The organism is Streptomyces sp. JLBG701 (genome assembly GCF_058544905.1).
The window spans coordinates 9,000,415-9,022,968 of record NZ_CM178588.1; the positions used below are offsets into that span (position 1 = coordinate 9,000,415).

Here is a 22,554-nt window from a genome sequence, read left to right on the forward strand (position 1 = left end):
GGTGACTGGCGTACCGGGTGCGACGGCCGATGTCCGGTGATGCAATGGCATCAGGGAGGGCCCACGAGCACCAGAGGGGACGCTGTGAGCGAGCAACTCGAAGAGAGGGGACCCATCAACTACGTGGTGGTGGAGTTCCCCGGCAACCGCATGACGGGCGAAGGCTTCGAAGGCGTTCACTCCGGCCTGCTGGGCCAGGACGACCTGGAGGAGGCCGCCGAGGCCGTGCAGCCCTGCAACTCCGCCGGCCTGCTGATCTACGAGAACGTGTGGGCCGCGCCCTTCGCCGCCGCACTGCGTCACGGCGGTGCCCAGATGGTCGCCTCAGGACGGCTCCCCGTACAGGCCGTCCTCGCATCGCTCGAGGCGGCCGAGGCCGCCTCCTGAGGCCTGAGGTGACGGCCGCGGACTCAGCTGCCACCGCCGACGACGTAGTAGCTCAGCCAAGGGGACTGACCGGGGGCGAAGTTGACGGACGTCTGCGTAGCGAGGTACAAGCTCTCGCCGCCGGTCCGACCGCTCTGGTCTTTCCCGGCCGACGTCAGCACGCAGTGCGCGTTGGTGTAGAGCCGGATGTCGTCGAGCGCGTAGTTTGTCACGTTGTAGGCGCCGCCCGGAGAGCGATGGCATCCCTCGCCAGGAGGGCTCTGGATCACCGCCTTCCGCCTGGCCGGCGTTGTGTAGACGATCGTGCCCATGGCGGAGTCCGTGCAGCCCGCGACGGCAAGCATGAGAACGATGGCTCCGGCCCGGCGGCCGGCGTGGCGACGACAGATCATGGCGTCGGCCCACGCTGCCGTGACCACCGGTCCGCGTCATCTGATGCGGGACCAGTCGGCTTAATTCCCGAAGGCACCGGGGTGACGACCGACCGGGTGCTCACGGGCCTCGGCCTGATCGTCGTACTGGCGGTGGGCTCACAGGTGCTGGCGAGCCGGCTGCGGATCCCGGCGCTGATCGTGCTGCTGCCGGTCGGTTTCACCGCCGGCGTCCTGACGGACGACGTCAACCCCGAGCGGCTCCTGGGCAGCGCCTTCTCGCCGTTGGTCTCGCTGGCCGTCGCGGTGATCCTTTACGACGCCGGGCTGGGACTCGACCTGCACCGGTTCGCCGCCCACACTCGGCGGGTCGTGGTGCGGCTGCTGTGGTTCGGTGTGCTGGTCACATGGCTGTCGGCGGCGCTGCTCGCCGCCCCCCTGCTGGACATGTCACGTGACGCGGCGGTGATGCTGGGTGCGATCGTGGTCGTCTCCGGGCCCACGGTGGTGGGCCCGCTGCTCAACTTCGTGCGCCCCACCGACCGCGTCCAGCGGATCCTCGTCTGGGAGGGATCCCTGATCGACCCGGTGGGCGGCATCCTCGGCGCGCTGGTCTTCCACTCGGTGGTGGCCGGCGGACGCCATGGCCTCGGCAGTCAACTCGCGGCCTTCCTGGCCAGCGCTGCGGTCGGCGTGGCGGGGGGTGCCGTCGGGGCGGCCGTGCTGATCCTGCTGCTCCGCAGGCTTCAGCTGGGCGAGGCGCTGGGGACGACGGTGCAACTGGCGGCAGTGGTCGGGGTCGCCGCCGCCTGCGACATCCTCCGCGACGACACCGGGCTCATCGCCGCCGTCCTGATGGGTCTGGCCGTGGCAAACCTGCGCGGCGCCGACGTCCCCGCCCACAAGCCCTTCTTCGAAACCCTCGTCCACCTCGTCATCGGGCTGTTGTTCGTCTCCATCTCCGCCACCGTCACCCCGCACTCGCTGCGGCACGTCATGCTGCCGACGCTCGGGATCGTCGCCGTCCTCGTCCTGGTGAGCAGACCCGTGGCGGCGCTGGTGGCGTCCGTGCGTACGGACCTGACGCGCGGGGAGCGGGGCTTCGTGGGGTGGATGGCGCCACGCGGCATCGTGGCCGCTTCCACCGCCTCGACCTTCTCGACGGCGCTCGTCGACAAGGGGATCGGCGGCGCCTCGAGGATCCTGCCCGCCACGTTCGTGGTGATCGTGGCGACGGTCACGCTGTACGGACTGACCGCCGCTCCCATGGCACGGCGGCTGCACGTGGTGCGCTCGGCACGCTCCCGGCCACTGCTGGTGGGCGGCGCTCGGTGGGTGGTCGAACTGGGGCAGGCGCTGCGGTCGTTGGGGCCGGAGGTCGTCATGTGGGCAGCACACGAGGACGAGCGGGAGCGGATCGCCACCGCCGGTATCGAACTTGCCCAAGGGGAACTGTTTGCGACAGCCACGGGAGCCGGTGCGGAGCTGGAAGGTCTCACCGGGGTCCTGCTGCTCACCGAGGAGGACGACTTCAACGCCCTGGCCTCCACGGATCTGGCAGACAGCGTCGAGGGCGCGGTCTACCGCCTGGGGCCGCCCGTGGACAGCGAGGCAGTCGTCGCCCCTGACTCGGGTGGCCGGGTGCTGTTCGGCCCAGGGCTGACCGGAGCCGAACTGAGGCGCCGCCACGACCAAGGCGCCCGCGTCCTGACGCACCGCGTGAGGGGACCTCTCCCCGACGACACGGATCTGCTCTTCCTGGTGCGCGGCGACGGCCGGCTGCTCCCGGTCACGCGCACGGCCGGCCCGACGCCGAAGGACGGGGACATGGCGGTGCTGCTGGAACGATGACGGCCCAGCGCCTCAGGACGCCGTACGGCCGTCGAAGTGCGCGACCGCGGCACGGGCCCGCGAGAGGGTGACCTGCAGGTCCCCCGTGGCATCGATGGTGGCGCCCGGCTCGTCATGCTCCAGCGGCTCCAGGGCGTCGAACTGCGAGTCGACCAGCCCGGCGGGCATGAAGTGCCCGGTGCGTGCGGCGACGCGGCTCCGGGCGATGTCCCGGTCCAGGGCCAGGTACAGGCACCAGACCTCGGTTGCGGTGGACCGCAGCTTGTCACGGTAGCGGCGCTTGAGCGCCGAACAGGCCACGACCAGCCCCTGGCCGGACTCGGCGGACCTGCGAATGCGGTCGGCAATGATACGCAGCCACGGCGCGCGGTCCGCGTCGTCCAGGGCATGCCCGGCGCGCATCTTGGCGACATTGGCGCTGGGATGGACTTCGTCGCCGTCCAGGAACGGCAGGCCGAGTCCGTCGGCGACCGCGCTGCCGACCGTGGACTTCCCGGAACCCGACACGCCGAGCACCACGACGATCAAGCGGGCTCGTCCGCTGGTCTCCACTGATGCACGTCGCGTCCTCGTCGGTCCGCCGGGCTAGGCTGCGGCGTCGGTGCCCGTGCGGGCGCACAGGGCCCAGATGATGAAGCCGTCCACGACGATCAGCGTGATGGCCCAGAACGGGTACCAAGGCAGCCACGCGAAGTTGGCGAGCATCGACAGTCCCGCCAGGGTGATGCCTATGATGCGGGCCCACAGTTTCCCGCTGAACAGGGCGAAACCCGCCAGCGTCACCACGATGCCGAGGACGAGGTGCAGCCAGCCCCAGCCGGTGAGGCTCCACTGGAAGGTGTAATTGCGGGTCATGACGAACACGTCGTCCTCGGCGATGGCGGCTATTCCCTCGAATATCGCCATGATGCCGCCGAAGATCATCATGATCGCGGCGAATGCCGTCCAGCCGGAAACGGCCATTCTCCCGCCGGTGGCGGTCCGCCGCATTCCTGCGCTGTGTGTAGCCATTTTCGGGCTCCTCCTGGCTGGGCCTCATCGCCGGACGGAACGGCTGGCGATGCACAGTGTTCCAGCCTGTCACGAGTCGCAGCGGTCGGCAGATCGGCGGGAATTCAGGTCCGGCCGCGACCCGCCGAGATACAGCGGAATCCGAACATGGGTGCAATAGAAGTGCGCGGTGCGCCCGGAATGGGGCGCGCCGACTCGATGAGTCGTTCTTCGATTCCGGGTTCGAAAGGATCGCCATGCCAGGTCTTCCTCGCGGAGTCGCCCGCACGGCGGTCGTCGCGGGAACGGCGACCGCCGTGCTCCCACCGCGTGACGCGCCGTCAGCAGGGCCGATGGGCCGCCCAGCAGGGCTACCAGAAACCCCAGCCGCAGCCCGTCCCCGCTGCGCAGCCGCAGCAGGCCGCGTCGTCGGCCGACGACATGGGCAGCACGCTCGACCAGCTCAAGCAGCTCGGCGAACTCAAGGCACAAGGCGTACTCACCGAGGCCGAGTTCGAGGAGCAGAAGGACACCTCCTCGGCTGACCGCCATCGCCAACGCCCCGAGGGTCGGCGACCCCATCGCATCCCCGCTGCGCTGACGGGGTGTCGCACGCAGGGAGGCGGCATCCCTACAGGTTGTCCCCAAACGCTTTTGCGGCCTGCGTGTCCGCGTCGGTGAGCGGCTCCAGCTCGCCCTGTGTGTCGAGCCGGTAGAGCAGCACCAGCGCCGGGCCGACCAGCACGACTGCGACGACCGTGACGATCGCCAGCCAGCGCAGGGTGTGGGCGGCGCCGGCTGCCTGGGCCACCGTCAGCGAGGTGGGCAGCAGGTAGGGCCGCTGTGCGAAGCCCCAGGCACCGACGGCCAGGGCGACGCTCGCCACCGAGGTGAAGCGGGACCAGCCGTAGGACCGGAGCAGCAGAAGCAGCACCGTTGCCAGACCGCAGACTGCGGCCAGGATGATCAGGAGCAGACCCAGGCCCCCGGTGAGGCCCTCCCAGACGTAGCGGGCGTCGTTGTGCGTGACGGGCAGGCCGATGAGCGCGAGGACCACGACGGCGGCGAAAGCGGAAAGCGCCCGCAGGCGGAAGTAGTCGACAAGGTCGTCCGCGCCGTATCGTCGGGCGTCGGAGCAGAGGAACACTGCCCCGAGGAATGCGGTGGCGGCGATGGCCAGCAGGCCCGCGAGGACGGAGGTCGGATTGGCCCAGGCGTCCGCGGAGGCGGTCGTGCCGACCGCGACCCGCCCGGAGGCGATGCTGCCGAGCACAGCCCCGAGGAAGAACGGCGTGAGCAGCGAGGAGACGGCGAACATCGCGCCGTAGATCCTTCGTTGGGCGAGTCGGCGGGACGGCTTGCGCAGGGCGAATCCGGCGCCGCGGAGCACCAGGCCGACGGCGGCGAGGGCGAGTGGCAGCCACAGCGCGGCGAAGACGGCCTGGAACATGGTCGGGAAGCCGGTCCACATGATGACCAGGACGAAGATCAACCAGACGTTGTTGACCTCCCAGACCGGTGCCATGGCGTGGTCGATCAGCCAGCGGGGCCGCTTGCCGCGCTCCGCTCCTCCGCCCAGGAGGTCCCAGAAGCCCGCGCCGTAGTCGGTGCCTCCGGCGCAGGCGTAGGCGGCGATCGCGAGCACCATCACCCAGGCGATGAGATCGGCCATCACGGCGCACCGCCAGGGGTGCGGTCGGATCCGCCACCGGGCGCGGCCCCGGCGGCTGCGGGCTCGGGCTCGCTTCTGGGCCCGTAGGGCGTGTCGGTCTCCGGAGGCAGGTCGGCCCGGGCGGCGGCCGCGCCTTCGTCGGCGATGCGCCAGCGGGTGCGCATCTTCAGGACCACCGCGAGGAACGCGCCGAAGACGGCCACGTACACGACCATGACAATGCCGAGCATCGCCCACAGCGATCCGGCGCGGGTGCCGGTCACCGCCTCCGAGACCCTCATGCGGTTGTAGACGATCCAGGGCTGGCGGCCGACCTCCGTGGTGATCCAGCCGCACTCCACGGTGACCAGGCACGCGACTCCCGCGATCGCGGCGCAGCGGAAGAACCAGCGGCTGCGCGGGAGGTCCCGGTGCCGCAGCCGGCACCAGCCGTACCAGAGTGCGAGCAGGATCAGCACGCTGCCGACGGTGACCATGATGTCGAAGGCCCAGTGGGCGATGGTGGCCTGGACGGCGGTAGGGCGGTCGGCGGCCGACACCGAGGTCAGCCCTGTCACCTGGGTGCTGGGCTTGAAGCCGGCGAGGATCGAGTCCAGTTGGGGGATCCTGATTCCGCCGGAGATCGTCCCGTCGCTGTTCAGCCGCCCGAACAGGTACTCGGGCACATGCGTGTCGGTCTTCCAGACGAGCTCAGTGGCGGCGAACTTGACCGGCTGCTTGTGGAAGACGGCGCGAGCGGCGGAATCACCGAGCATGAACTGGATCGGAGTGAGGACCGCGGCAACGGTGAACGGCAGCGTGAACCCGAGCCGGTGGTAGCGGTCTCGGCGCCCGCGCAGCCAGCCGACCGCGTACACGCCGGCCACCACATAGCCGGCGGTCATGAACATCGCGACCGCGAAGTGCCAGTACTCCGGGCCGAACATCGGCGTGAAGACCGCCTGCCGCACGTCGACGTCGACAGGATTGCCCTGGGCGTCGAGGCGGAACCCCTGCGGCGTGTTCATCCACGCGTTGGCAGCGATGATGCCGAACGCCCCCATGAGGGCCGCCAGCGGCAGTGGTACGCCCAGCCAGAAATGTGTCCAGGGCTTGAGCCGGCGCCAGCCGTAGAGGTAGATCGCGATCAGGACGGCCTCCAGGAAGAACGCCCATGCCTCGACGCCGAACCCGAGGCCGAAGACGTCACCCCAGCGGCCCATCATGCCAGGCCACAGCAGGCCGAACTCCAAGGACAGCACCGTGCCGGTGACGATGCCGATGGCGAACTGGACGGCCATCACCGCCGCCCAGCGACGGGCGAGCAGGAGGGCGACGGCGTCGTTGCGGCGCAGTGCCCGATGGTGCATCAGTAGCGTGATGAACGGCAGCGCCACGCCGAACGGGACCAGCAGGATGTGCGAGGCCAGGGTGAAGGCCATCAGCTCGCGAGCCGGCAGGAGCTGGGGCGGAGTGTTCGCCAAATGGACCGCTGTGCTGAGCATGTTCGCCTCGATGGTCTGCCCGCGCGCTACGGGGGCTGAGGAGGGACAAGGTGGTGACGGCCGGGGAGGGATGCCCGGGACGTCGTCAGGAAGGAGGCGACGATGCCTTGGATCCGGGGGCGAGGCCGGCCGCCGCGTCTGCGTCGGACATGGTGAAGGGGCGCTCGCGTCGTGAGCCGGAGGCGAACACGACGGACCAGCTGAGCACCGCCCCCAGCCTGTTGCGGAATCCGGTGAGGAAGGCCAGATGGATGAAGAGCCAGACCAGCCAACCGGTGAAGCCCGACAGATGCAGGGGACCGGCCTTGACGACGGCCCGGCCACGGCAGAGATAGGCGGCGCTTCCGAGGTCCCAGTACTTGAAGGGCTTCCGCTGCTTCGTCCTGCCCTCCACGACGTGGCGCACGGCGCGGCCCGCGTATGCGCCCGTCTGCATCGCGACCTCGGCCAGCCCCGGGAGCCGGTTCAGGCTCATGACGTCGCCCGTTACGCGGATCTCCGGATGGCCGGGGAGGGTGAGGTCGGGTTCGACGGCGATGCGTCCGGCCCGGTCCTGGGTGGCGCCGGTTGCCTTGGCCAGTGCGGCGGCGATGGGTGGGGCCTCGACGCCCGCCGTCCACAGCACGGTGCGTGCCTCGAACCGGGTGGTGGCGCCGTCCTGGTCTTCCACCGTCAGGCCGTGCGCATCGACATTGGTGACCTTCGTGCCGAGGTGAAGCTCGACCCCGAGGTTCTGCAGGGTTCGTGCCGCACGGCCGGCCAGGGGGCGGCCGAAGGCGCCCAGCACCTCGTCGGACCCTTCGAAGAGCAGTACCCGGGCCCGGGCGGGGTCGATCGTGTGGAATTCCCGGTCGAGCGTGTGGCCGGCGATCTCCCGAATCTGTCCGGCGAGTTCGACACCGGTCGGCCCGCCGCCCACCAGGGCGAAGGTGAGCCATTGCTGCCGTTCCTCGACGTCCGCGGCCGTTTCGGCCATTTCGAACGCCTCGTAGACCTTGCGGCGGATGTCCAGCGCGTCGTTGAGGGTCTTCATGCCGGGGGCGTGCGCGGCGAACTCGTCGTGCCCGAAGTAGGACTGGCGCATGCCGACCGCGACGATCAGATCGTCGTAGGGCAGCGCGAGGGCTTGACCGTCGGGTCGCCTGGCGTGGACCAGCCGGGCGCCGACATCCACGTCGGTGGCCTCGGCGAGCAGGCAGCTCACGTTGTGGTGGCGTCGCAGGACCGCGCGCAGCGGCTGCGCGATCTGGCCCTCGGACAGGATTCCCGCAGCGTACTGGTAGAGCAGCGGCTGGAAGAGGTGGTGGGCGCGACGGTCGACCACGGTCACCGCGACCGGTGATCGCCGTAGGGCACGGGCGGCGAACAGCCCGGCGAAACCCCCGCCGAGGATCACCACCCGGCGGGGCGTTACATGGTCCTCCACCGGCGCTCAGCCTCCCGTGGCGAAGCCGGGAAAGAGCGTCATCCCACCATCGACGAAAAGCGTGCAGCCCACTACGTAGTCGAGCAGGTCGGACGCCACAGCGACGACGGCGTTGGCGATGTCGTCCGGGTCGCCCACGCGGCGGTACGGGATCAGGCGCAGGAGGTCGGCCTCGGCCGCGGGAGTGGACCAGGCGTCGCGGTTGATCGGAGTGCGGATGGCGCCGGGCGCAACCGCGTTCACCCTGATCCCCTGCGGGGCCAGCTCTTGGGCGAGCGTCTGCATCAGCATGCCCACGCCACCCTTGGAAGAGGCGTAGTTGACGTGGCCCGACCAGGGGACGATCTGGTGGACCGAGCTCATGCAGATGATCTTCCCGGCCGCCCGGGAGACCTCCGGAACGACACCGCGCCGCACGAACTCCTTGGCGGCCTCCCGCGCGCACAGGAACTGTCCGGTCAGGTTGACGTCGATGACCTTCTGCCACTGTTTGAGCGTCATCTCCGTCACGGCCGAGTCCCGCTGAAGGCCGGCGTTGGCCACCATGATGTCGATGGTGCCGAACTCCTTCACCATCCGCGCGACCATGGCGACCACTTGCTCCTCGTCGGAGACATCGGCCTCGTGGGCATAGGCGCGGACCCCGAATTCCTCGATCTGCGCCACGACCTTCTCGGCCTGGTCCGCACCGACGACGTAGTTCACCACGACGTCCGCTCCGGCCCTGCCCAGGGCAATGGCAGTCGCCATGCCGATGCCCGAGTTGGCACCGGTCACCAGCGCCTTCTGACCCCTGAGAAGTTGCGCGGACACCGGCCCGCGATTCTCGTCGACACTCCCTGCCACGACGATCTCTCCTTCGGTGTTTCGACGGCGCGCCTGCTGCCCCAATATCGACGAACGTGCGCCGGGAACGTGCGACGCAGATGGGGAAGGCCGAGCGTCGGTCGGCCCAGAAGGGCGGGCACGGAAGAGGCGGCACGCCCGGCCTGACGAAAGCACCCTGCTCTGCAGACAGGACGGACCGGCGCGCCAGGCGACCGCAGTTCGGCCGGACATGTCACCCGGCCGGGCTACACGCTGCCCCGCCCTTCGTCTTCTCCGATGTCCCGCGTAGGTTCGAGCTTGGTGCGCCGTCGCGGCGCCACAGCTGAATGGGCAGCGGGAGACCCAGTCCCCACCGCCTGCCGAGACGAAGTTCCACGGTTCCTTGGTCCCGCGGCTTCGGGCCGGCGATCGACGCCGCGCCCGCTTCGCGCCCGTCGCCTGATGGGCCGCCGTAATTCGATGGCGTCGTGGCCTGGGTACCTCTAGGGTCGGTGCTGTTCGAGCGGCGACCGGGGTTGCCGCAGATGACTTGGCTTGGTTGGGGAGGTGTGACCGATGGCTGTCTTTGAGATGGGCGCTGCCCGCATCCAGAAGTTCATCAAGTCCACCTCCGTGGCCGCCGGCTGACCTACCTCTCTTTCCGCGCCTGACCGAAGTGCGCGTGCCGGGGCCGCCCTTGTGAAGGGTCTCCCTTGACTTCCAGCTCCGATCTTTCTGCTTTCTCCGCGCTCGCTCCCTACGGCTGGGACGACGCATGGGCGGCCGAGTTCGCCCCCCACGACTCCGAAGGGCTGCTGCCCGGGCGGGTCATCCGGGTCGACCGCGGGCAGTGCGACGTGGTCACCGCCGACGGGATGGTGCGGGCGGACACCGCGTTCGTCACCCCGCACGATCCGATGCGGGTCATCTGCACCGGCGACTGGGCCGTTGTGGAGCCCGCCGGCAACCCTCGCTATGTGCGCGCGTATCTGCCACGCCGCACCGCCTTCGTGCGCTCCACCTCCTCCGACCGCTCCGAGGGGCAGATCCTCGCCGCCAACATCGACTACGCGATCATCGCCGTGTCCCTTGCCGTCGAACTCGACCTCGGCCGCATCGAACGGTTCCTCGCACTCGCCTGGGAGTCCGGCGCGCAGCCTCTCGTCGTGCTCACCAAGGCCGACCTCGTGCCGGACGCGGTGACGCGCTCGCATCTCATCGAGGACGTGGAGACCACGGCGCCGGGAGTCGCGGTGCTGTGTCTCAGTGCCGCCACCGGAGAGGGCGTCGATGTTCTCGCCGCGGTCGCCTCCGGGGGTACGTCCGTGCTGCTCGGGGCGTCCGGTGCGGGTAAGTCGACCCTCGCGAACGCGCTGATCGGCGAGGACGTCATGGACGTACAGGCCACCCGTGACGTCGACGGGAAAGGGCGTCATACGACCACCACGCGCAACCTCCTCGCACTGCCCGGCGGCGGTGTGCTGATCGACACGCCTGGGCTGCGGGGCGTCGGGCTGTGGGACGCGGAGACCGGGGTCGGGCAGGTGTTCTCCGAGATCGAGGAGCTTGCCGCGAAGTGCCGGTTCCATGACTGTGCGCATGTCGCTGAACCGGGGTGCGCTGTGCTGGCCGCCGTCGAGTCGGGGGAGTTGCCTGAGCGGCGGCTGGACAGTTATCGCAAGCTCATTCGGGAGAACCAGCGGATTGTTGCCAAGACTGACGCGAGGGTCCGTGCGGAGCTTCGGCGGGATTGGAAGCGGAGGGGGGCGGAAGGGAAGGCGGCGATGGAGGCGAAGCGGGGGCGGTGGTAGTTCCGGTTCGCTGTGTGGGGGTGACCGTCCCTGGGGGCTGCGCCCCCAGACCCCGCTTCGGCCCTGAAGGGGCCTCGTCCTCAAACGCCGGACGGGCTGAAATTGCCTGGACCGGCACTGAAAGGGTTGAGGCGCGCTGAAGAATGCCTCGGGACCTGCGCTGAATCCCTGAGGCGCGCTGAAGTGCTTGAGCCGCGCTGAGAGGTCCCCGTAGGCACTGCAACGCCACGTCCGATTTCCGCCAGCCCTCTCCCCGGGGATGGCGGAGACTGGAAGGCGTGATGGACGAAGACAGCAGGTACGAGGCCGTTCGGAGTCGGGATGCTCGGTTCGACGGGGAGTTCTTCTTTGCCGTCGAGACGACCGGGATCTATTGCCGGCCCAGTTGTCCGGCCGTCACGCCCAAGCGGCGTAACGTGCGGTTCTTCGCTACGGCCGCCGGCGCGCAGGGCTCGGGGTTCCGGGCCTGCCGGCGGTGTAGGCCGGACGCCGTGCCCGGGTCGGCCGAGTGGAATGTGCGTGCCGATGTCGTGGGCCGGGCGATGCGGCTGATCGGTGACGGAGTCGTCGACCGGGAGGGTGTCGCCGGGCTTGCCGGGCGGCTGGGTTACAGCGCTCGGCAGGTGCAGCGGCAGCTCACCGCCGAACTCGGCGCCGGGCCGGTCGCCCTCGCCCGGGCCCAGCGGGCGCACACCGCGCGCGTGTTGCTGCAGACCACCGACCTGCCGATCACGGAGATCGCGTTCGCGTCCGGGTTCGCCAGTGTCCGGCAGTTCAACGACACCGTCCGGACCGTGTACGCCTCGACGCCGAGCGGTGTGCGCGAGGCCGCGCCCAAGGGGAGGAGGGCCAAGGGGCCCGTCGCCCCGTCCGCCGGGATTCCCTTGCGGCTCGCCCATCGCGGCCCGTACCAGTCCGGTGCCGTCTTCGATCTGCTGGAGCGCGAGGCCGTACCCGGTGTCGAGGAGGTCGCCGGCGCCTCCGGCGACCGTACCTACCGGCGCACCCTGCGGCTGCCGTACGGCACCGGCATGGTCGTCGTCGACGAGCGGCCGGGCAGCGCGAGCTCCACCACTCATCCCGGCGGCTGGCTCGACGCCCGGCTGCATCTCACCGACCCGCGCGACCTGACCACCGCCGTACAGCGGCTGCGCCGGCTGTTCGACCTGGACGCCGACCCGTACGCCGTCGACGAGCGGCTCGGCGCAGACCCTCGGCTCGCCCCGCTGGTCGCCGGACGGCCGGGGCTGCGCTCGCCCGGCGCCTTCGACCCCGAGGAACTGGCCGTACGGGCGCTGGTCGGGGCGACGGAGGCCAAGCGGCTCGTGCGGCGCTACGGCAAGGTCCTGGACGCTCCGTACGGCAGCCTCACCCATCTCTTCCCCGAGCCGGCCGTCCTCGCCGCCGCCGAACCCGACGGCACCCTGGGCGCGCTCACCGCCGCCCTCGCCGACGGGACCCTACGGCTGGACGCGGGCGCCGACCGCGACGACGCGCAGCAGACGCTGCTCGCCCTGCCGGGGATGGACCCCGCGACGGTCGCCGTCATCCGCACCCGCGCCCTCGGCGACCCCGACGTCGCCGCGCCCGACCTGGACGTTCCCGACCACTGGCGCCCCTGGCGCTCCTACGCACTGCAACACCTGTGCGCAGCAGGCGAATTGGAGACCCGAACATGACCAGCACCACTGACTCCACCACCTACTGGTCGACCTTCGACAGCCCCGTCGGCGAACTCCTCCTCACCGCCGACGAGTCCGGCGCGCTGACCTCCGTGTCCATGCCCGGGCAGAAGGGCGGGCGGACCGTTCAGGACGGATGGCTGGAGGACGCCGCGCCCTTCCGTGCCGCCAAGGAACAGCTCGCCGCCTACTTCGCCGGTGAACTCAAGGAGTTCCGGCTGGAGTTGCACACCGACGGCACCGAGTTCCGGGAGCGGGTCTGGTCCGCTCTCGGATCCGTTCCCTACGGGGCGACTACTACGTACGGTGAGATCGCCGCGCGGATCGGCGCCTCCCGGGCCGCCGTACGGGCCGTCGGCGGTGCGATCGGCGCCAATCCGCTGCTGGTCGTGCGGCCGTGTCATCGGGTGATCGGGGCGGACGGCTCGCTGACCGGTTACGCGGGCGGCCTCGACCGCAAGGTCCGGCTGCTCACCCTGGAGGGCTCGCTCCAGACCTCCGCCTAGTCCTCCTCCAGACCCCAGCTGTGGATCCGTTTCGGGTGGACACGGATCACCTCCTCGCTGAAGTGCGGGCCCAACTCGTGCGGGCCCGTGAGGAGTTCGGCCTCGCCTCTGATGTCGATGCCGCGTACCTTCCAGGGGCGGACGCTCACCACGTCGTCGACGACCAGGGCGACCTTCGGGTTCTTCTGCAGGTTGCGCCACTTCTTGGTGGTGCCCATGGCGTAGCCGCCGATCAGGATCGTCCCGTCGTCCTGGGGGAAGAAACCGACCGGGTTCGCCTGCGGCTGCCCGTGCGGGTCGACGGTGGCCAGCCGCCCCAGCCGCTGCGACTTCAGATACGCGCGCTCGGCCTCGCTGAATTCGCTCATGCCGCAGCCAAGCACGCCGGCGCGGCCGGGCGCATCGGATCAGAGACCTAGGACCATGGGTTTACCTCGCCGGCCGGTGCCGGCTGTGTCCGCCGGTGTCAGCCCCAGATCACCGCACCCAGCCACGCCGCGAAGATCAGCAGGCAGGTGAACAGTTCCGTGAGGATGCTGGAGCCGCCGTTGCGCATGGCCGTCCGCAGAGCCGCCCGCGCCTCGCCGTGGCGGCCCAGCCGGATGCGCTCGGAGAGGTAGATGCCGCCCATGAATCCGGGGATCGCGCCGAGCACGGGTATCAGGCAGAAGCCGAGGAACGCACCGGCCCCGGCGTACACCGCCATCCGGGGGGTGGCACCGCTCTCCCGCAGTCGTCGTGGCGGCAGGGCCCAGCGCACCACCTGGGAGAGGAAGAGCACGACGGTGGCACCGACCAGCACCCACCAGGCCACCGGCCGCGGATCCTTCAGCGCCCACCACATGACCGCGGCCCACACGAACCACGACCCCGGCAGCCCGGGCACCAGCACTCCGCACAGGCCGAGCAGAATGACCAGGCCGACCAGCAGGAGATCCCACACTCCCATCTGTCCAGAGTGCCGGAGCCGCCCCAAAACCGCAGATCAGGAAACCGCAGATCAGGAAGGCACAGGTCGGTCCCGCCGTTCCCGCGCCACCCAGTCCCGCTCGTACGCATGCCACCCCAGTTGCAGCCGGGTGGTCACCCCGGTCAGCTCCATCAGCCGCTTCACCCGGCGCTGCACGGTCCTGAGGCCCAGATCGAGCTGTTTCGCGACGCTGGCGTCGGTCAGGCCGGCGAGCAGCAGGGAGAGGATCTCCAGGTCGGTGCCGTCGGGGCCGTCCAGCTCCTGCTCGGACACGCCCGTGGCGCCGATCCGCAGGGGGAGCGCGTCCCGCCACACCGACTCGAAGAGGCCCGACAGCAGCTCAAGGAGGCCGCTCGCGTGCACGACGAGCGCGGCGGGCTCGGCGGTGTGCGAGGTCAGCGGCACCATGGCGAGCGCCTTGTCGGCGACCACGAGCTTGGTCGGGACCCGGTCCACCACCCGTATCCGTTCGTCGCGGCCCAGCGCGGCCGTGAGCTCGGTGATGCCGTCCGGCAGATCGAGTACGTCCCGTTCGACGACCACCCGGTAGCGGACCCCGCGATTGGCCGCCCGCTCCTCCGCGTCGTTGTCCACGCCGGAAACGACCATCGGTTTCCCCGTGACCAGCGCGCACACCTCCTCGCTCGCGCCCAGCTGGAGCTGGAGGAAGCGCTGGGAGACAGCGGCCGCGCCGATCACCACCTCGACCAGGTCGTGCACCTCGGGTTCGGCGGCGGCCGCCCGGTACTCCTGGGCGAGCAGCGCGGCGGCCAGCTCCGCCTTCTCCAGCTCGTGCCGCTGCTGGGTGAGCAGCGCGCCCAGGGCCACCCCGGGCGGCGCGGCGACCCAGCGCCCGGGCCGCGCCGAGGACTGCGCCGCGAGTCCGTGCAGCTCAAGGCGGCGCAGGGCGCGCTCGGTGTCGTACTCGCCGAGCGTCAGCCGCCGCGCGAGATCGGGCACGTCGGCGGCGCCCACGGACACGAGCGCGCGGTACGCCGACTCGTGCCTCTCGTCCAGCCCTATCGCTCCCAGCATCAGGCCCTGCCCCTCCCCGACGACCCGGACGACCCGGTGATGGCGGCCCGTGGCGGAAATCGGCCACGGCGCAAACCCGCCTCGCACATCATCGCCGCACCACCCGCCACTCTGCCAAGGTTGCGCCACCGCAGCATCAACCACCGCCCGCATTGCCCGCCTTGGGCCTACTTGGCCTGCGCTTTCGCGTCACAGGGGGACGTGAAAGCCATCGTGTGGCACACGGGCAACAAGGGGGAGGAGCGATCTTGAGGAGAGCGATACCGCGTACGGTCCTGGGCGCGGCGACCGCCGCCGTCCTGGCCGTGACGACAGCCGCGCCCACGCACGCGGCCGAGGAGTCCGGACCGTCGAGCACACTGACCGGCAGCCGGGCCACCCCCGGCGCCGGCTCCGTCGTCACACTCGTCACCGGTGACCGGGTCCTCGTCACGAAGGACGGGGCCGTCGTGCTGCCCGGCGAGGACGGCACGACCCCCTTCACCCAGACCCGCCAGGCGGGTAAGGACCTGTACGTCTATCCCGAGGGCGCGGTCGAGGCGCTCGCCGCAGGCCGCGTCGACGAGGAGCTCTTCAACGTCACCGGCCTGATCCGGCAGGGCTACGACGACGCGCACAGCGAGACGCTCCCGCTGATCGCGACGTACGACCGCTCCCTCGCCCGCGGTGTCCCGGCCACCCCGCGTGGCGCCGAACGCGACCTCGTCCTCGACCCGATCGACGGCGTCGCCCTCAAGGCCGACAAGGCGAAGGCCGCCGACTTCTGGGCCGACATCACCGACGCCCGCTCCCGCGCGGCCGGCGACCTGAAGAAGCTGTGGCTCGACGAGAAGGTGCGGGCCACCCTCGACCGCTCGACCAAGCAGGTCCACGCCCCCGAGGCCTGGGCCGCCGGCTACGACGGCAAGGGCGCCAAGGTCGCCGTCCTCGACACCGGCGTCGACGCCGACCACCCAGACCTCAAGGGCCGTATCAGCGCTTCGAAGAACTTCACCGACTCCGAGGACGTCGACGACCACCAGGGCCACGGCACCCACACCACTTCCACCGTGGGCGGCACGGGCGCGGCGAGCGACGGCAGGAAGAAGGGTGTGGCCCCAGGCGCGGACCTCCTCAACGGCAAGGTCCTCAACGACTACGGATACGGCGAGACCTCCTGGATCATCGCCGGCATGCAGTGGGCCGTCGACCAGGGCGCCGACGTCGTCTCGATGAGCCTCGGCAACCCGGCCCGCACCGACTGCACCGACCCCATGGCGCAGGCGACCGAGGAACTCGCACAGTCCAGCACGGACACGCTGTTCGTCATCGCGGCGGGCAACACCGGACCCGGCAACAACACGGTCTCCTCGCCCGGTTGCGCCCCGAGCGTCCTCACTGTCGGCGCCGTCGACCGCGACGACTCCACCGCCTCCTTCTCCAGCCGCGGCCCGGCATACGGCTCGCACACCCTCAAGCCCGAGATCACCGCGCCGGGCGTCGCCATCTCCGCCGCCAACGCGGGCGGCCGCGGCGTCTACGCCTACCAGTCCATGAGCGGTACGTCGATGGCGACCCCGCATGTCGCCGGAGCCGCGGCGATCGTCAAGCAGCGGCACCCCGACTGGAGCGCCCAGCGCATCAAGGCGGCCCTCGTCTCCTCCGCCGACACGGACATCCCCGGCGACGTCAGGGCAACAGGTGGCGGACGCCTCGACGTCAAGGCCGCCGTCGACCAGTCGGTGCTGGGCGCGTCCGCCGTCCAGGGCGGGACTTTCAACTGGCCCCAGGACCGCAGCGATCGCACGACGGTCGCCGTGCCCTACACCAACACCACGGACAGGGCGGTGGAGTTGAGGCTGTCGGTGGTGGGAGTCACCGGCAACGACGGCTCCGCCGTCCGCTCGAAGGTCGCCCGGCCGGGAGTGGGCTCGCTCATCGTTCCGGCCGGGCAGACCGTCGAGGTCCCGCTGAGGATCGATCCGACGGCGGCCCTCAAGCCCGCCCAGTACGGCGACATCACGGGACGCGTCCTGGCGACGGCCGACGGGGTGCAGATCTCCACCCCCTTCTCCCTCTACGTCCAGCCGGAGACCGTCACCCTCCGCGTCAAGCTCGTCGACCGCCTGGGCAACCCCGCCGACGGCGCCTCGTCCGTCGACCTCATCGGCACCGACGACGCGAGCGGCGAGCGCCGCTACAACTCAGGGGCCACCGACCAGACGTACGAGATCCGCCCCGGCAGCTACTTCCTCTCCAGTTTCGTCGCGACCCCGGAGAGCGAGGGCACGCTCCTCAACTCCGTTTCCTATCTGGCCCGTCCGCAGCTGGAGATCCGCGACGACACCACCGTCGTCCTCGACGCCCGCAAGGCCCACCGGCTCAGCATCAGGACCGACAAGCCCTCCGAACTCCGGGGCGCCACCCTCGGGTTCGCCCGTAGCTGGGACGACACCTGGCTGCACGCGGGCACCGCGGCCGGCGGCAGATCCCTGCGCGGCTACTACGCCTCCGTGAGCGGCAGACCCACCGACGGCACCTTCGAGTTCGACAGCTTCTGGCGCGCCGCCGCCCCGCAGATCACCCAACTCGCCGTCGTCGGCGGCCAGTCGCTCCACCCGGTCACCGCGTCCACCGGCTCCGCCAACCTCGACGGCACCGGCCGGGCACAGCTCTTCGACGCCAAGTCCGGTACGGAGGAAGAGCTTTCGGGCGTCGAGGGGAAGATCGCCCTCGTCAAGTTCCCCGACGACGACGGCAGCGCGTACGAGGTCGCCACACGGGCCAAGGAGGCGGGCGCGGTCGCCGTCCTCGCCTACCGTGACGCCCCCGGCCGCTGGTACCCGTGGGTCGGCTTCGCCGGCGGCCCGCTGCCCGTCCTCGCCCTCCCGACGGAGGAGGCGACGGCCCTGCTCGCGGCCGGTGACGTGACCCTGCGCTGGACGGCCACGGCCAAGAGCCGGTACGTGTACAACCTCGCCTTCCCGGAGACGGGGCCCATCCACGACGACCGTGTCTACCGGGTGCGCGACAGGGATCTGGCGGCGACGACGGCGACGTACAAGGCGATGGGGACGGCCACCGACTACATCGACCTGCCGTCCGTGACCCGCCCGAACGGTCTGACCGGCTATTTCGGCGACATCGAGACCGTGCCCGCGCCCTTCATCCGCACTGAGTACCGCTCTGCCGGCACGACCGGCTGGGGGCACGAGGTGTCCAGCAGCTTCCCCTGGGGCGAGTTCATGATCGACCCCGTGCGGACGTACGAGAAAGGGGAGAAGCGTACCGAGGAGTGGTACGGCGGTGTCCTCACCCCCGTCGCCCCACTCGACGACAACGGGCGGCAGGCCCTTGCGGCCGAGCGGCAGGGCAATCTGATCGGCGTCGCACCCGGCTTCTGGGGAGATGCCCAACACCAGGGAGTCCAGGGGAGTTTCGGCGACATCGGCAACATGGTGCTGAAGCGGGACGGTGAGACGATCGGCGACAGCTGGTATCCGTTCGGGGTGTTCACCGTCCCGGCGGAGGAGTCGACGTACGAACTCACCCTCAACACCGAGAAGATCGGCTCCCGGGTCTGGAACCGCTCGACGAGCACCAGCACGACCTGGACCTTCCGCTCGGGTCTCGACGAGGACGTCTACTCGCAGGGCATCCCGCTGCTCTTCCCGCGCTACGACCTGCCCGAGGACGGACTCAAGACCCTCCCGGCCGAGGACGGCCGGCGCATCACCCTCACCGCGACCGGCCACGCCGGCTACCAGCCCGGCGAACTCACCTCCGTGAAGCTCGCCTACTCCTACGACGCCGGGGAGACCTGGACCCAGGCGCGGACCGTCCGCCATGACGGCATGTGGAACGCGTGGCTGAATCACAGCGGATTTTCAGGAAAAGAGGTCACACTCAGGGCCGAACTGGCCGACGCCAACGGCAACTCGGTCACCCAGATCGTGACCCGGGCCTACGACGTGCGCTAGCGCGTACGGGATCTGGGCCCGGTCACCCAGCAGTCGCCGGGCGGTTCTCCCGTGGGGGGTGGGACCGCCCGGCGACGTGTTTCGTATGAGGGTTCGACAGCTCACTCGACACGCCGTTCGACGGGGCATACCGGCCGGTTTTTCCTGATGCCCCGTTTTCATCCGGCCCGCGCGGTGGACAATTAGGGGCATGAGCCAGCAGGGGGGAAAGCCCACCGGTCACGAGGACGACTGGTGGGGGCAGTTGTACGACGACTCCACCGAGGACACGGGGCCCACGGCCGCCGCCGATTCGCTGGACGACCGGTTCGCCTCCGCGTCCGGGACGGTCGACGAGGCGGCCCGCCAAGCCGTACCCGCGCCGCGAGCCGGAAGCGCCGACTCCGCCGATTCCGCCGACGACACGGCCACCGGGCGAACGCCGCAGCGGGCGCCCTGGGAGCCACCGCCCGCTGTGCCGCCGGGCCCCGTGACGTTCCCGTCCGACGTGCCTCCGCCGGGATTCGAGCGGGCGGCACCCCAGGGGCGTACGACATCGGTGACCGGCGGCCGCACTTCCACGGAGACGCCCGCCACCGCCGTACCCGCTTCGGCCCTGCCACCGAACGGTCCCGAGGCGGGAGACGCACCGCCCTGGCACGGAGCCGGCGTCCGCGAAGCCACCCCCACCCCCACGGCCACCGAACCCGTCGTCCTGCCCGCCGCGCAGATCCTCCGCACCGCCACCCACCTCGACCTCCCCACGCTCCCGCCCCCATCCGCCACCGGCCCCGACTACGTCGGCTCCGGCCCGCCCACCTACGACGCCGAACCCACCGCACTCCCGCCCGCCGACCCGGACGAACTCGACGACCTGGTCGCGGACACCGTCCTGGACGGCGCCCGGTACGGCTCCTGCACGCTGCGGGCCGTCTCCGCGCGCGGGGACTCCGCGCGTTACCGGGGCGAGCCGCGCCGCGACTCGCTGCTCACGGCCCGGTTCGGGGCCGGCGAGCAGGCGCTGATCCTGGTCGCGATGGCGACCGGCGCCCGCGCCACACCCGGCGCGCACCGGGCCGCCGCCGAGGCCTGCCACTGGATCGGCCGTGCCGTCGGGCGCAGCCACGCCCGGCTCGCCGAGGACATCAAGGCCGCCCGGCGCGGCGACCTGAAGTCGGGACTGCACCGCCTGACCGACCGCAGCCTGGGCAAACTCCGGGCCAGCGCCGCCGAGCAGGGCATCGACCCGGAGGAGTACGCGGCCAGCCTGCGCTGCCTTCTCCTGCCCGCCGACCCCGAATGCCGTATCCGCGTCTTCTTCGGCGTCGGCCCGGGCGGACTGTTCCGGCTCCGGGACGGCGACTGGCAGGACATCGAACCGCGGGTCACCGACACCGTCGGCGAGCCCGTCGTCGGCTTCGGTTCGCTGCCGGCGGAGACTCCGGACGGCGACCGCCTGACCATGGACCTCGGCATCACGACGCCCCCCAGCCCCTACGAACCCGACCCCGAACCGCCCCGCGAGCCTTTCCGCTTCCGCGCCTCCGTCGCCCGCTCGGGTGACACGCTCCTGATGTGCACCGGCGGTCTCGCCGAGCCGCTGCGCGGCGAACCCGAACTGGGTGAGTACCTGACGGGACGGTGGTCAGGGCCGACCGCGCCAGGCCTCGCCGGCTTCCTCACCGACACCCTGGTCCGGGTCAAGGGGTACGCCGACGACCGGACGGCGGCGGCCGTTTGGGAGGCGTGACGGCGCGGCCTGTGAATTCATGGAACCCATAGGGATCCCGAGCAGCCCGAGGGATCCGTGGGATTTGCGGGAGACCGAAGGGGCACCCGACCGCCATGGCCAAGCAGAACGTCGCTGAACAGTTCGTCGACATCCTCGCCCGCGCCGGAGTCAAACGCGGACAGCTACGCTGCGTGCTGCGTCAACTGCGCATTGTGGTAACGTGATTGTCGTGTGGGGCGAAGGGGGACTCCGGAAGCTCCAAGCCGCCGGGAGGGACACGGCCCGGTAGTCGCCGCCGGGCGGGCGGAGACGGAAAACGCCGGTGGAGGCCCGTTAAGACCGAGACCTGTCTCGGCTCGGGCCTGTGAAGCGGGAACCCACCGACGCCCTCCGGGGCAGTAGGAGTCGTCGCCATTCTGGCGGCGAGGACGTCAATTCCAGGAGACCCACCCGGGCTGACCGCACTGCGACCAGCAGGCTGATCTCCGAGGCATCCGGATGGTGCTGCGTTGGGGCCGACCGCACAGCTCGGGCGGTCGGCCCCAACTCCGTCTCCCTCCCTTGCGACATCGCACTCGGCCCGCCCCGGACAAGGCCGCCGAGACCGCCCTCGTCACCTCCCGGCCCGCCGTCCGCCCCGGTGACACCGAGATCGACAAGCTCGTCGCGATGATCGACGACGCCGAGAAGGTCACCCTGTTCTGCGGCAGCGGCACGGCGGGGGCGCACGCGGAGGTCATGGAGTTCGCGGAGAAGATCAAGTCGCCGGTCGGTCATGCGTTGCGTGGAAAGGAGTGGATTCAGTACGACAACAGATTCGACGTCGGCATGAGCGGGCTCCTCGGCTACGGCGCCGCCTACGAGGCCACCCACGAGTGTGACCTGCTGATCCTGCTCGGCACCGACTTCCCGTACAACGCGTTCCTGCCCGACGACGTCAAGATCGCACAGGTCGACGTGCGGCCCGAACGCCTCGGCCGGCGCTCGAAGTTGGACCTCGCGGTGTGGGGCGACGTGCGGGAGACCCTGCGCTGTCTGATCCCCCGGGTGCGGGAGAAGGGCAACCGGCGCTTCCTCGACAAGATGCTCAAGAAGCACGCGGACGCGCTGGAGGGGGTCGTCAAGGCGTACACCCGCAAGGTGGAGAAGCACGTGCCGGTCCACCCCGAGTACGTGGCGTCGGTGCTGGACGAACTGGCCGATGACGACGCGGTGTTCACCGTCGACACGGGCATGTGCAACGTCTGGGCCGCCCGCTACATCTCGCCCAACGGCCGCCGCCGCATCATCGGCTCCTTCTCCCACGGCTCGATGGCGAACGCGCTGCCGATGGCGATCGGCGCCCAGTTCACCGACCGCGGCCGCCAGGTCGTCTCGATGCCCGGGGACGGCGGATTCACCATGCTGATGGGCGACTTCCTCACCCTCGTCCAGTACGACCTGCCGGTGAAGGTCGTCCTGTTCAACAACTCCTTCCTGGGCATGGTGGAGTTGGAGATGCTCGTCGCCGGGCTGCCCTCGTACGGCACCGCCAACAAGAACCCCGACTTCGCCGCCGTCGCGCGCGCCTGCGGGGCGTACGGCGTGCGGGTCGAGAAGCCCAAGGACCTCGCCGGCGCCCTGAAGACCGCCTTCAAGCACAAGGGCCCGGCCCTGGTCGACATCGTCACCGACCCCAACGCCCTCTCCATCCCGCCGAAGATCAGCGCCGAGATGGTGACGGGCTTCGCGCTCTCCGCTTCGAAGATCGTGCTCGACGGAGGAGTCGGCCGAATGCTCCAGATGGCCCGCTCCAACCTGCGCAACGTGCCGCGACCTTAGGGATCAGCAGGGATCAGTCGGTCGGGTTCCACCGTCGCGGATCGGGCGATTGTGGTTGCGCCCGGCCCCTG

The 22,554-nt window shown here is 70.5% G+C and carries 17 protein-coding genes and 2 pseudogenes; 9 read left to right on the top strand and 10 right to left on the bottom strand.

What is annotated here, in order from left to right; translation table 11 throughout:
• Nucleotides 1-84 precede the first annotated feature (84 nt).
• Entirely contained in the window at nucleotides 85-387 is a 303-nt protein-coding gene (locus AC5DRG_RS41295; RefSeq protein WP_491804981.1) for a hypothetical protein, read from the top strand.
• Nucleotides 388-410: 23 nt separating this feature from the next.
• Here the strand turns inward: AC5DRG_RS41295 and AC5DRG_RS41300 are convergent, their stop codons facing one another.
• Nucleotides 411-806: a hypothetical protein gene (locus AC5DRG_RS41300; RefSeq protein ID WP_491804982.1), complete on the bottom strand. Its 396-nt coding sequence runs from the start codon at nucleotides 804-806 to the stop codon at nucleotides 411-413.
• Nucleotides 807-860: 54 nt separating this feature from the next.
• Between AC5DRG_RS41300 and AC5DRG_RS41305 the strand changes: the two genes are divergently transcribed.
• Nucleotides 861-2,609 (top strand): cation:proton antiporter, encoded by a 1,749-nt coding sequence (locus AC5DRG_RS41305; RefSeq protein WP_491804983.1) that lies wholly within the window; start codon nucleotides 861-863, stop codon nucleotides 2,607-2,609.
• A gap of 12 nt (nucleotides 2,610-2,621) precedes the next feature.
• Here the strand turns inward: AC5DRG_RS41305 and AC5DRG_RS41310 are convergent, their stop codons facing one another.
• Together AC5DRG_RS41310 and AC5DRG_RS41315 are read right to left on the bottom strand one after the other, a co-directional pair.
• Complete coding sequence (locus tag AC5DRG_RS41310; protein ID WP_491813292.1) at nucleotides 2,622-3,128, bottom strand: gluconokinase; 507 nt, start codon at nucleotides 3,126-3,128, stop codon at nucleotides 2,622-2,624.
• Nucleotides 3,129-3,194: 66 nt separating this feature from the next.
• Entirely contained in the window at nucleotides 3,195-3,620 is a 426-nt protein-coding gene (locus tag AC5DRG_RS41315) for a DUF7144 family membrane protein (protein ID WP_491804984.1), read from the bottom strand.
• A gap of 236 nt (nucleotides 3,621-3,856) precedes the next feature.
• Here AC5DRG_RS41315 and AC5DRG_RS41320 point away from each other — a divergent pair.
• Nucleotides 3,857-4,127, top strand: a pseudogene (locus AC5DRG_RS41320) (SHOCT domain-containing protein); the annotation flags it as partial.
• A gap of 103 nt (nucleotides 4,128-4,230) precedes the next feature.
• On the opposite strand, the gene AC5DRG_RS41325 reads toward AC5DRG_RS41320, so the two are convergent.
• The 4 genes from AC5DRG_RS41325 to AC5DRG_RS41340 form a co-directional block, all read right to left on the bottom strand.
• Nucleotides 4,231-5,271, bottom strand: a complete 1,041-nt coding sequence (locus AC5DRG_RS41325; protein ID WP_491804985.1) for a cytochrome d ubiquinol oxidase subunit II — start codon at nucleotides 5,269-5,271, stop codon at nucleotides 4,231-4,233.
• Nucleotides 5,271-6,755: a cytochrome ubiquinol oxidase subunit I gene (locus AC5DRG_RS41330; protein WP_491804986.1), complete on the bottom strand. Its 1,485-nt coding sequence runs from the start codon at nucleotides 6,753-6,755 to the stop codon at nucleotides 5,271-5,273. The genes AC5DRG_RS41325 and AC5DRG_RS41330 overlap by 1 nt, the downstream gene beginning before the upstream one ends.
• A gap of 85 nt (nucleotides 6,756-6,840) precedes the next feature.
• Nucleotides 6,841-8,181 (bottom strand): NAD(P)/FAD-dependent oxidoreductase, encoded by a 1,341-nt coding sequence (locus AC5DRG_RS41335; RefSeq protein WP_491804987.1) that lies wholly within the window; start codon nucleotides 8,179-8,181, stop codon nucleotides 6,841-6,843.
• A 6-nt stretch (nucleotides 8,182-8,187) separates the two neighbouring features.
• Entirely contained in the window at nucleotides 8,188-9,027 is an 840-nt protein-coding gene (locus tag AC5DRG_RS41340; protein WP_491804988.1) for an SDR family oxidoreductase, read from the bottom strand.
• 674 nt (nucleotides 9,028-9,701) lie between these two features.
• Here AC5DRG_RS41340 and rsgA point away from each other — a divergent pair.
• From rsgA to AC5DRG_RS41355, 3 genes are all read left to right on the top strand, one after another.
• Nucleotides 9,702-10,799 (top strand): ribosome small subunit-dependent GTPase A, encoded by a 1,098-nt coding sequence (gene rsgA / locus AC5DRG_RS41345; protein WP_491804989.1) that lies wholly within the window; start codon nucleotides 9,702-9,704, stop codon nucleotides 10,797-10,799.
• A gap of 281 nt (nucleotides 10,800-11,080) precedes the next feature.
• Nucleotides 11,081-12,478: a DNA-3-methyladenine glycosylase 2 family protein gene (locus tag AC5DRG_RS41350; RefSeq protein WP_491813293.1), complete on the top strand. Its 1,398-nt coding sequence runs from the start codon at nucleotides 11,081-11,083 to the stop codon at nucleotides 12,476-12,478.
• The gene (locus tag AC5DRG_RS41355) at nucleotides 12,475-12,987 is read left to right on the top strand and encodes a methylated-DNA--[protein]-cysteine S-methyltransferase (protein ID WP_491804990.1); all 513 of its coding nucleotides are present in this window, start codon (nucleotides 12,475-12,477) and stop codon (nucleotides 12,985-12,987) included. The genes AC5DRG_RS41350 and AC5DRG_RS41355 overlap by 4 nt, the downstream gene beginning before the upstream one ends.
• Here the strand turns inward: AC5DRG_RS41355 and AC5DRG_RS41360 are convergent.
• From AC5DRG_RS41360 to AC5DRG_RS41370, 3 genes are all read right to left on the bottom strand, one after another.
• On the bottom strand, nucleotides 12,984-13,355 hold the full coding sequence (locus AC5DRG_RS41360) for a PPOX class F420-dependent oxidoreductase (RefSeq protein WP_491804991.1): 372 nt from the start codon (nucleotides 13,353-13,355) through the stop codon (nucleotides 12,984-12,986). The two genes, AC5DRG_RS41355 and AC5DRG_RS41360, sit on opposite strands and share 4 nt — an antisense overlap.
• A 98-nt stretch (nucleotides 13,356-13,453) precedes the next feature.
• A complete protein-coding gene (locus tag AC5DRG_RS41365) occupies nucleotides 13,454-13,936 on the bottom strand; it encodes a DUF456 domain-containing protein (RefSeq protein WP_491804992.1) in 483 nt (160 codons plus the stop codon).
• Nucleotides 13,937-13,987: 51 nt separating this feature from the next.
• The gene (locus AC5DRG_RS41370) at nucleotides 13,988-14,992 is read right to left on the bottom strand and encodes a winged helix-turn-helix transcriptional regulator (RefSeq protein ID WP_491804993.1); all 1,005 of its coding nucleotides are present in this window, start codon (nucleotides 14,990-14,992) and stop codon (nucleotides 13,988-13,990) included.
• A 248-nt stretch (nucleotides 14,993-15,240) separates the two neighbouring features.
• Between AC5DRG_RS41370 and AC5DRG_RS41375 the strand changes: the two genes are divergently transcribed.
• From AC5DRG_RS41375 to AC5DRG_RS41385, 3 genes and pseudogenes are all read left to right on the top strand, one after another.
• Complete coding sequence (locus AC5DRG_RS41375) at nucleotides 15,241-18,951, top strand: S8 family serine peptidase (RefSeq protein WP_491804994.1); 3,711 nt, start codon at nucleotides 15,241-15,243, stop codon at nucleotides 18,949-18,951.
• Between the two features lie 190 nt (nucleotides 18,952-19,141).
• Nucleotides 19,142-20,680, top strand: coding sequence for a protein phosphatase 2C domain-containing protein (locus tag AC5DRG_RS41380; RefSeq protein WP_491804995.1), 1,539 nt, complete (start codon nucleotides 19,142-19,144; stop codon nucleotides 20,678-20,680).
• A gap of 526 nt (nucleotides 20,681-21,206) precedes the next feature.
• A pseudogene (locus AC5DRG_RS41385) lies at nucleotides 21,207-22,483 on the top strand (thiamine pyrophosphate-dependent enzyme); the annotation flags it as partial.
• Nucleotides 22,484-22,554 lie beyond the last annotated feature (71 nt).

Bases quoted from the DNA above. Each gene is read 5' to 3' on its own strand.
- AC5DRG_RS41315 (WP_491804984.1), bottom strand. From the start codon at position 3,620: ATGGCTACACACAGCGCAGGAATGCGGCGGACCGCCACCGGCGGGAGA.
- AC5DRG_RS41325 (WP_491804985.1), bottom strand. From the start codon at position 5,271: ATGGCCGATCTCATCGCCTGGGTGATGGTGCTCGCGATCGCCGCCTAC.
- AC5DRG_RS41330 (WP_491804986.1), bottom strand. From the start codon at position 6,755: ATGCTCAGCACAGCGGTCCATTTGGCGAACACTCCGCCCCAGCTCCTG.
- AC5DRG_RS41350 (WP_491813293.1), top strand. From the start codon at position 11,081: ATGGACGAAGACAGCAGGTACGAGGCCGTTCGGAGTCGGGATGCTCGG.
- AC5DRG_RS41355 (WP_491804990.1), top strand. From the start codon at position 12,475: ATGACCAGCACCACTGACTCCACCACCTACTGGTCGACCTTCGACAGC.
- AC5DRG_RS41360 (WP_491804991.1), bottom strand. From the start codon at position 13,355: ATGAGCGAATTCAGCGAGGCCGAGCGCGCGTATCTGAAGTCGCAGCGG.
- AC5DRG_RS41365 (WP_491804992.1), bottom strand. From the start codon at position 13,936: ATGGGAGTGTGGGATCTCCTGCTGGTCGGCCTGGTCATTCTGCTCGGC.
- AC5DRG_RS41370 (WP_491804993.1), bottom strand. From the start codon at position 14,992: ATGCTGGGAGCGATAGGGCTGGACGAGAGGCACGAGTCGGCGTACCGC.
- AC5DRG_RS41380 (WP_491804995.1), top strand. From the start codon at position 19,142: ATGAGCCAGCAGGGGGGAAAGCCCACCGGTCACGAGGACGACTGGTGG.